This window comes from Kitasatospora sp. NPDC091257 (genome assembly GCF_044757675.1).
GTDB classification, from domain to species: Bacteria; Actinomycetota; Actinomycetes; order Streptomycetales; family Streptomycetaceae; genus Kitasatospora; species Kitasatospora lactacystinica.
Genome location: NZ_JBIVVI010000346.1, coordinates 1 through 7,547, shown reverse-complemented (window position 1 = coordinate 7,547; position 7,547 = coordinate 1). Strand labels below are relative to the sequence as shown.

At 74.6% G+C, this 7,547-nt stretch carries 4 protein-coding genes and 1 pseudogene; 3 read left to right on the top strand and 2 right to left on the bottom strand.

Annotated elements, in window-relative coordinates; translation table 11 throughout:
• Positions 1 to 216 precede the first annotated feature (216 nt).
• Positions 217 to 2,700, bottom strand: a complete 2,484-nt coding sequence (locus ACIQOV_RS17895; protein WP_401049506.1) for a YfhO family protein — start codon at positions 2,698 to 2,700, stop codon at positions 217 to 219.
• A gap of 268 nt (positions 2,701 to 2,968) precedes the next feature.
• Between ACIQOV_RS17895 and ACIQOV_RS17890 the strand changes: the two genes are divergently transcribed.
• The 3 genes from ACIQOV_RS17890 (at position 2,969) to cimA (ending at position 7,378) form a co-directional block, all read left to right on the top strand.
• The gene (locus tag ACIQOV_RS17890) at positions 2,969 to 4,006 is read left to right on the top strand and encodes a 3-isopropylmalate dehydrogenase (protein WP_359915405.1); all 1,038 of its coding nucleotides are present in this window, start codon (positions 2,969 to 2,971) and stop codon (positions 4,004 to 4,006) included.
• A 248-nt stretch (positions 4,007 to 4,254) separates the two neighbouring features.
• The gene (locus ACIQOV_RS17885) at positions 4,255 to 5,367 is read left to right on the top strand and encodes a branched-chain amino acid aminotransferase (protein WP_401049504.1); all 1,113 of its coding nucleotides are present in this window, start codon (positions 4,255 to 4,257) and stop codon (positions 5,365 to 5,367) included.
• A 406-nt stretch (positions 5,368 to 5,773) separates the two neighbouring features.
• Complete coding sequence (gene cimA, locus ACIQOV_RS17880) at positions 5,774 to 7,378, top strand: citramalate synthase (protein WP_401049502.1); 1,605 nt, start codon at positions 5,774 to 5,776, stop codon at positions 7,376 to 7,378.
• A 67-nt stretch (positions 7,379 to 7,445) separates the two neighbouring features.
• Here cimA and ACIQOV_RS17875 read toward each other — a convergent pair.
• A pseudogene (locus tag ACIQOV_RS17875) lies at positions 7,446 to 7,547 on the bottom strand (ATP-binding protein); the annotation flags it as partial.

Below are 7,547 nucleotides of genomic sequence, written 5' to 3'. Positions count from 1 at the left end.
GCCTACCTGATCGCCTCCAACAACCTGACCACCGCCGGTGGCTGGGACGGCGAGGGTCTCGCGGCGATGGCGGCCCGCCGGCACTCCGGCGGGCCGCCCCGGCACGTTTCCGGCGGCTCGCCCGCCCCGGCACGCTCCGCCCGCCCCGGCACGTTTCCGGCGGCTCGCCCGCCCCGGCACGCTCCGCCCGCGCCCGTCATGCTCCGACCGTCCCCGTCACGCTCCGGCCGGCCGCGCCGCCCGGCGGCGGTCGCGGCGCGGGGGGCGGGTGGGGCGGCGCGAGAGCCGGGCGAAGACGGCGACCAGCGCGAGGACGGCGGCGGTGGCGGAGGCGACGACGAGGCCCTCGGTGAGCCCGGGCGGCCGGAAGGCGCAGGCGATCCGGGAGGCGCCGTCGCCCAGGGGGACGCCGATCATGCCGAGCACGGGCGTGGGGGCGGCGCGGCGGCCGCCGTCCACCGCACAGGTCCAGCCCTCGGTGGCCGGGACGGAGAGCAGCGCGGTGCCGGTGGAACCCGCCGGCAGGGCCGCGGTGAGGGTGTGCCCGCCGGCCTCCACCCGGGTGGCGCCGGTCGCGGTCAGCCGGGCGACCGCGGCCTCCAGGGCACCGGCCCGCAGGCAGCCGATCGGGCGGGCGGGCACCTGGCTCACCACGTCCGACCGCAGGGTCACCCGGACCACCCCGTCCGCCGGGACGGTCCCCAGCCGGTGGATCGGCACGGCGGTGGTGGGCTGCTCGCCGTCGCTGCGGAAGGCGCTGCCGAGGCCGCTGACCGTGCCCCGGTACCAGAGCCCGTGGAAGTAGGCCGTCCCGCCCGGCGTGCAGGCGGCGGTGAACACCGTGCCCTCCCCGCCGCTCGGCACCGACCAGCCGCTGGTGCCGTGCAGGGTGGGCGCCGGCCCGCCCGCCGGGACGGGCAGCGGGGCGTCGTACACCTGGCTGCCGAGCAGCGACTCCTGCCGGGCCCAGACCGAGGACCTCTCCGGCCGGGCGCCCGGGGGCAGCACGGTGACCAGCGGCGGCGTGGCGGCCGCCCGGACAGGGGTGAAGGAACGCGGCGCCGGTCCCTCGTCGAGGTGGGTGCGGACCCCGAACAGCGCCTGCCCGACCGGGTCGGTGACGCTCGCGGTCTGCCGCCCGCCGGCCGTCCAGCCCGCGCCGAGGTCGTGCAGCAGCAGGGCGGTGACGGTCGGCAGGTAGCTGCTGAACCAGCCGCCGCCCTGGCCGTTCAGCAGCAGCGGGTCGTTCGGGGTGAAGGCGTGCGGCCCGGGGTCGCTGCGGCCGCGCGGCCAGTCGTCGGCCGCGCGCAGCGTCGCGTGCCCGGCCCGGACCGCCGCCGGGGAGACGTCGTCGGAGGGCGCCGAGCCGAGCGCCGCGTACCCCGACCAGACGGCGTTGCCCAGCACCGCGCCGCCGATCACCCAGGTGGCCAGCGCGTTCGCCCGCCGGTCGGAGTGCCGGCGGTCCAACAGCCACAGCGCGGCCGACAGGACGGCGCCGCCGACGGCCAGCAGCACCCAGGTGGCCGGGCGCACCGTGTGCCGGCCCGCCGCCAGGCCGGCGATCAGCGCCACCACGGCGGCGCCGCCCAGTACGGTGAGCCGGTCCGGACGGTGCGCCAGCGAGACCCAGCCCGCCAGCACCAGCAGCCCGCTGAGCACGAAGGCCACCCGGTACGGCCCGCCGGCCGGGATCGCCAGACCGTGCCAGACCAGCACGGTCGGGGTCCAGAGGAAGCCGGCCGCCACCAGCGCCAGCGCCGTGCACCACAGGGCGCGCTCCCGCGGCCGCACCCGCCGGTTGAACGGCAGCCCGCACACCACCAGCAGGCCGAAGACGCCGATCGCCACGTCCGGCAGCTGCTGCCCGCCGTGGGTGGCGGGCAGCAGCCGGGCGAGGTGGGCGCCGACGCCGGACGGGCCGAGCGGTTCGACCGGGGACTCCGGCTGGGCCCGGCGGGCGGCCAGCACCGCGACGAACAGCACCGGGGAGGCGAGCAGCACCCCGGCGGTGGCCATGGTGACGGCCCGGCCGGTGGCCCGGACCCGGTGGCGCAGCGGGCGCGGGGCGGCGAACAGCCGGACGGCGAACAGGAGCGCGGCTGCCAGGGTCGCCAGCGCGGCCGTGTACAGGTTGCCCGCCCAGGCGAGCGCGACGCACAGCGCGCCGACAACCCAGTGCCGCTCGCGCAGGCACCAGTCGGCGGCCAGGCCGAGCAGGGGCAGCGAGACCAGGCCCCAGAGCCACATCGGGGCCGCCCCGCCGATGTCCAGCACCCAGGCGCAGAGCCCGTACCCGACCGCGGCGAGCGCCCGCAGCCGGCGCGGGCCCGGGTGGAGGCGGCCGAGCAGCCGGGTCATCAGGGCGGTGCCGAGGCCGATGGTGGCCAGGGTGACCAGGAGGACGGCGAGCCGGCCCTGGTCGCGGGGGAGCAGCGCGGTGGGCCAGGAGAAGGGGTTCATCAGGTAGGCGAAGAAGTCCGCCAGGAACGGGGCGCCGTAGCCGCTGTTCCAGTTGACCAGCAGGTCCCCGGCGGCCTGCCCGTGCAGCAGGTCCCACAGGTGGGCGTGGTAGGGCACGGCGACCGCCTCCGCCCCGGCCGGCCACTGCCCGCCCAGCGCCGCCGCCAGCCCGTACCCGCCCGCGGCCAGCCCCGCGGCACCCCCGCAGACCAGCACCTCCCGCCGCCGCTCGCCCATCCGCACCCCGTTCCACGCGCTTCGCCGAACCCGCCCACCCTAAGCGCGCCCCAGGCGCCCCCGACGTCACGCGCGCCCCCTCGAAGGGGTGATGGGACGGCACCGGCGGGATTCGGCCCGCGACCGCGTTCCCGTGGCAGCAGACGCCGACGCGGAGATGCCGGAGCGGCTGAGGCCGCCGGTCACCGGTTGCACCGCGGACGACCGTGACCGTCCGCATCGTGGACGGCAGGTGTCAGTACCTGGGACGGCGGAGTAGGGTCCGAGCATGTCTCGCACCATTCGTCTCGCAGTTGTTCCCGGTGACGGCATCGGCCAGGAAGTGGTGGCCGAAGGCCTCAAGGTCCTGGGCGCCGCGCTCCCCGCCGACGTGAAGCTGGAGACCACCGAGTACGACCTCGGCGCCCGGCGCTACCACCGGACGGGGGAGACGCTGCCGGACGACGTGCTGGCGGAGCTGAAGTCGCACGACGCGATCCTGCTGGGCGCCATCGGCGACCCGAGCGTGCCGTCGGGCGTGCTGGAGCGGGGGCTGCTGCTCAAGCTGCGGTTCGCCTTCGACCACCACATCAACCTGCGTCCGGGCCGGCTCTTCCCCGGGGTGCGGTCCCCGCTGGGCGGCGAGCCGGAGATCGACTTCGTGGTCGTCCGCGAGGGCACCGAGGGCCCGTACGTCGGCAACGGCGGCACGCTGCGCGCCGGGACGCCGCAGGAGGTGGCCACCGAGGTCAGCCTGAACACGGCGTACGGCATCGAGCGCGTGGTGCGCGACGCCTACCGCCGGGCGCAGGCGCGGCCGCGCAAGAAGCTCACCCTGGTGCACAAGAACAACGTGCTGGTGCACGCCGGGCACCTGTGGACGCGGATCTTCGCCGAGGTCGGCGAGGAGTTCCCCGAGGTCACCACCGACTACCTGCACGTCGACGCGGCGACCATCTTCTTCGTCACCCAGCCGGAGCGCTTCGACGTCATCGTCACCGACAACCTGTTCGGCGACATCCTGACCGACCTGGCCGCCGCCGTCACCGGCGGGATCGGCCTGGCCGCGAGCGGCAACATCAACCCGAGCGGCGAGTTCCCGTCCATGTTCGAGCCGGTGCACGGCTCGGCGCCGGACATCGCCGGGCAGGGCAAGGCCGACCCGACCGCCACCGTGCTGTCGGTCGCGATGCTGCTGGAGCACCTCGGCTTCGCCGCCGAGGCCGCCGGGGTCGAGGCCGCGGTGGCGGCGGACCTGGCCGAGCGCTCCGGCACCCGCAGCACCTCCCAGGTCGGCGACGCGCTCGCCGCCCGAGTATCCGGCTGACGGGCCGGACCCAGGAGCGGAGTTCCGGCCGACGGGCCGGATCCGACAAGGTTTCCGGCCCGGCGGGCCGGACCGCATAACCGCAGCTCGCCGCCCTCGAAAAAAGGGCGGACAGCTGTTCGGCACGGCCCTCTGGATGCGAGTATCGACAGTGGGTCGTGCCGTTGTGCGTCCATTCCGGCGAATGTTGCCGAAACGTATCTGCAGCGGTGGCGGCCCGGACCAACCCCACGGTGAAGGAAACAGCCATGAGCACGGCCACCCAGGCGCCCATCACGTTCGACCTCAAGCCCTCCGCCCAGCCGCTGTCCGCAGCGGAGCGCGAGGCCCGGCTGGTCAACCCCGGCTTCGGCCGGGTCTTCACCGACCACATGGTCACCGTCCGCTGGACCGAGGGCGTGGGCTGGCACGACGCCCAGCTGGCGCCGTACGCCCCGCTGGAGATCGACCCGGCGAACATGACCCTGCACTACGGCCAGGCGATCTTCGAGGGCCTGAAGGCCTACCGCCAGGCCGACGGCTCCATCGCCACCTTCCGCCCGGAGGCCAACGCCGCCCGCTTCCAGGCCTCGGCCCGCCGCCTGGCGATGCCGGAGCTGCCGGTGGAGACCTTCGTCGAGGCCGTCGAGCTGCTGGTCCGCCAGGAGCAGGACTGGGTGCCGAACGAGCCGGAGCAGAGCCTCTACCTGCGCCCGTTCATGTTCGCCACCGAGGTCGGCCTGGGCGTCCGCCCGGCCAACTCCTACCTCTTCATGATCATCGCCTCGCCGGCCGGCGCCTACTTCCAGGGCGGCATCAAGCCGGTCTCGGTCTGGCTGTCCAAGGAGTACGTCCGGGCCGCGCCCGGCGGCACCGGCGCCGCCAAGTGCGCCGGCAACTACGCCGCCTCGCTGGTCGCCCAGGCCCAGGCCGCCGAGAAGGGCTGCGACCAGGTGGTCTGGCTCGACGCCGCCGAGCACCGGTGGGTCGAGGAGATGGGCGGCATGAACCTGTACTTCGTCTTCGGCGAGGGCAAGGACGCCAGGATCGTCACCCCGGAGCTGTCCGGCGCCCTGCTGCCCGGCATCACCCGCGACTCGCTGCTCCAGCTGGCCACCGACCTCGGCTACGCCGTCGAGGAGCGCCGGATCTCCACCGACGAGTGGCAGCAGGCCAACGCCGACGGCACCCTCACCGAGGTCTTCGCCTGCGGCACCGCCGCCGTCATCACGCCGGTCGGCTCGGTGAAGTCCGCCGCCGCCGACTGGACCGTCGGCGCCGGCGAGCCCGGCCCGGTGACCATGGAGCTGCGCAAGGCCCTGCTGTCGATCCAGGGCGGCCAGACCCCGGACACCCACCACTGGCTGCACAAGATCGTCTGATCGCCGCACCCCGTCCGGCACCGCCCGGCCCGGCTCGCCCTTCCGGCCCGCCCGCCCGTCCGGCCCGGCCCGCCCGTTTCGCATCGCGAGACGAGCGGGCCGGATCCCGGGCAGCTGTGCCAGACTGCGAGCGTGTCCTCGCTTTCGCTGATGATTAGCAGCAGGCGCGCCGGTCCGCAGTGACCGCTTCCCGCACGACCCGATGCGGAGCGACCACTAGCGTCCAGACCCGCGCGCAGACCTCTCGCACCCGCGAGGGGTCTTTTTGTTTCTCCCGGACCGGCCGACGGCCCTCACAAGGGGCCCGGGGACACCGGGACCGCGCGCGGGATCATGGACAGTGGAGCCGGGACGAGAAAGTCCGGCAGAGCAGTACCTTCCTCCCCGAAACGGAGAACCAGGGGTCATGACCGAGGTCACCCGTACCGACGACAGTTTCCACGTGTTCGACACCACGCTGCGCGACGGAGCACAGCGGGAGGGCATCAACCTGACGGTGGCGGACAAGCTGGCCATCGCCCGGCACCTGGACGAGTTCGGGGTCGGCTTCATCGAGGGCGGCTGGCCCGGCGCCAACCCGCGTGACACCGAGTTCTTCGCCCGCGCCGCCACCGAGCTGGAGCTGGAACACGCCCGGCTGGTCGCCTTCGGCGCCACCCGCAGGGCCGGCGGCAGGGCGGCGGAGGACCCGCAGCTGGCCGCGCTGGTCGCCTCCGGCGCCCCGGTGATCACCCTGGTGGCCAAGGCGCACGACCGGCACGTGGAGCTCGCGCTGCGCACCACCCTGGACGAGAACCTGGAGATGGTCCGGGACAGCGTCGAGTTCCTCCGCTCCCAGGGGCGGCGGGTGTTCATCGACTGCGAGCACTTCTTCGACGGCTACCGGGCGAACCCCGAGTACGCGGTGTCGGTGGTCCGCACCGCGCACGAGGCCGGCGCGGACGTCGTGGTGCTCTGCGACACCAACGGCGGGATGCTGCCGGCCGGCGTGCGGGAGATCGTCGCCGAGGTGCTCGCCAGGACCGGTGCCCGGCTCGGCATCCACGCCCAGGACGACACCGGCTGCGCCGTGGCCAACACCCTGGCCGCGGTGGACGCCGGCGCGACCCACGTGCAGTGCACCGCCAACGGCTACGGCGAGCGGGTCGGCAACGCCAACCTGTTCCCGGTGGTCGGCGCGCTGGAGATCAAGTACGACCGCCGGGTGCTGCCCGCGGGCCGGCTGGCCGAGATGACCCGGATCTCGCACGCGATCGCCGAGCTGGTCAACCTGACCCCCTCCACCCACCAGCCGTACGTCGGCTTCTCGGCCTTCGCCCACAAGGCGGGCCTGCACGCCTCCGCGATCAAGGTCGACCCGGACCTCTACCAGCACATCGACCCCGAGCGGGTCGGCAACACCATGCGGATGCTGGTCTCCGACATGGCCGGCCGGGCCTCCGTCGAGCTCAAGGGCAAGGAGCTCGGCTACGACCTCTCCAGCGACCGGGACCTGGCCGGCCGGGTGGTGGCCAAGGTGAAGGAGCAGGAGAACCTCGGCTACACCTACGAGTCCGCCGACGCCTCCTTCGAGCTGCTGCTGCGCGACGAGGTGCGCGGCGGCCGGGACCGCTTCTACACGCTGGAGTCCTGGCGAACCATCAGCGAGCAGGGCCCGAAGGGCTTCACCGGCAACGAGGCCACCGTCAAGCTGTGGGCCAAGGGCGAGCGCCGGATCGCCACCGGCGAGGGCAACGGCCCGGTCAACGCGCTGGACCAGGCGCTGCGCGCGGCCCTGGAGGGCATCTACCCGCCGCTGGCCACCTTCGAGCTGGTGGACTACAAGGTCCGCATCCTGGAGGGCCAGCACGGCACCGGCTCCAAGACCCGGGTGCTGATCGAGTCCACCGACGGCGCCGCCACCTGGTCGACGGTGGGCGTGGCCGACAACGTGGTCGCCGCCTCCTGGCTGGCGCTGGAGGACGCGTACACCTACGGCCTGATCCGGGCCGGCCTGGAGCCCACCGAGTAGTCGCCCCGAACGCGCCTGTGGCCCGCGGGACCTCGCCGGAGGTCCCGCGGGCCACGGTCGTGCGCGATCACCGCAGTCGGGCCAGCAGGGCGTGTTCGACGAGGGTGATGAGGGCGCTCTTGGCGCTGTCGCGGCGGCGGGCGTCGAGGGTGATGACGGGGGTGTCGGC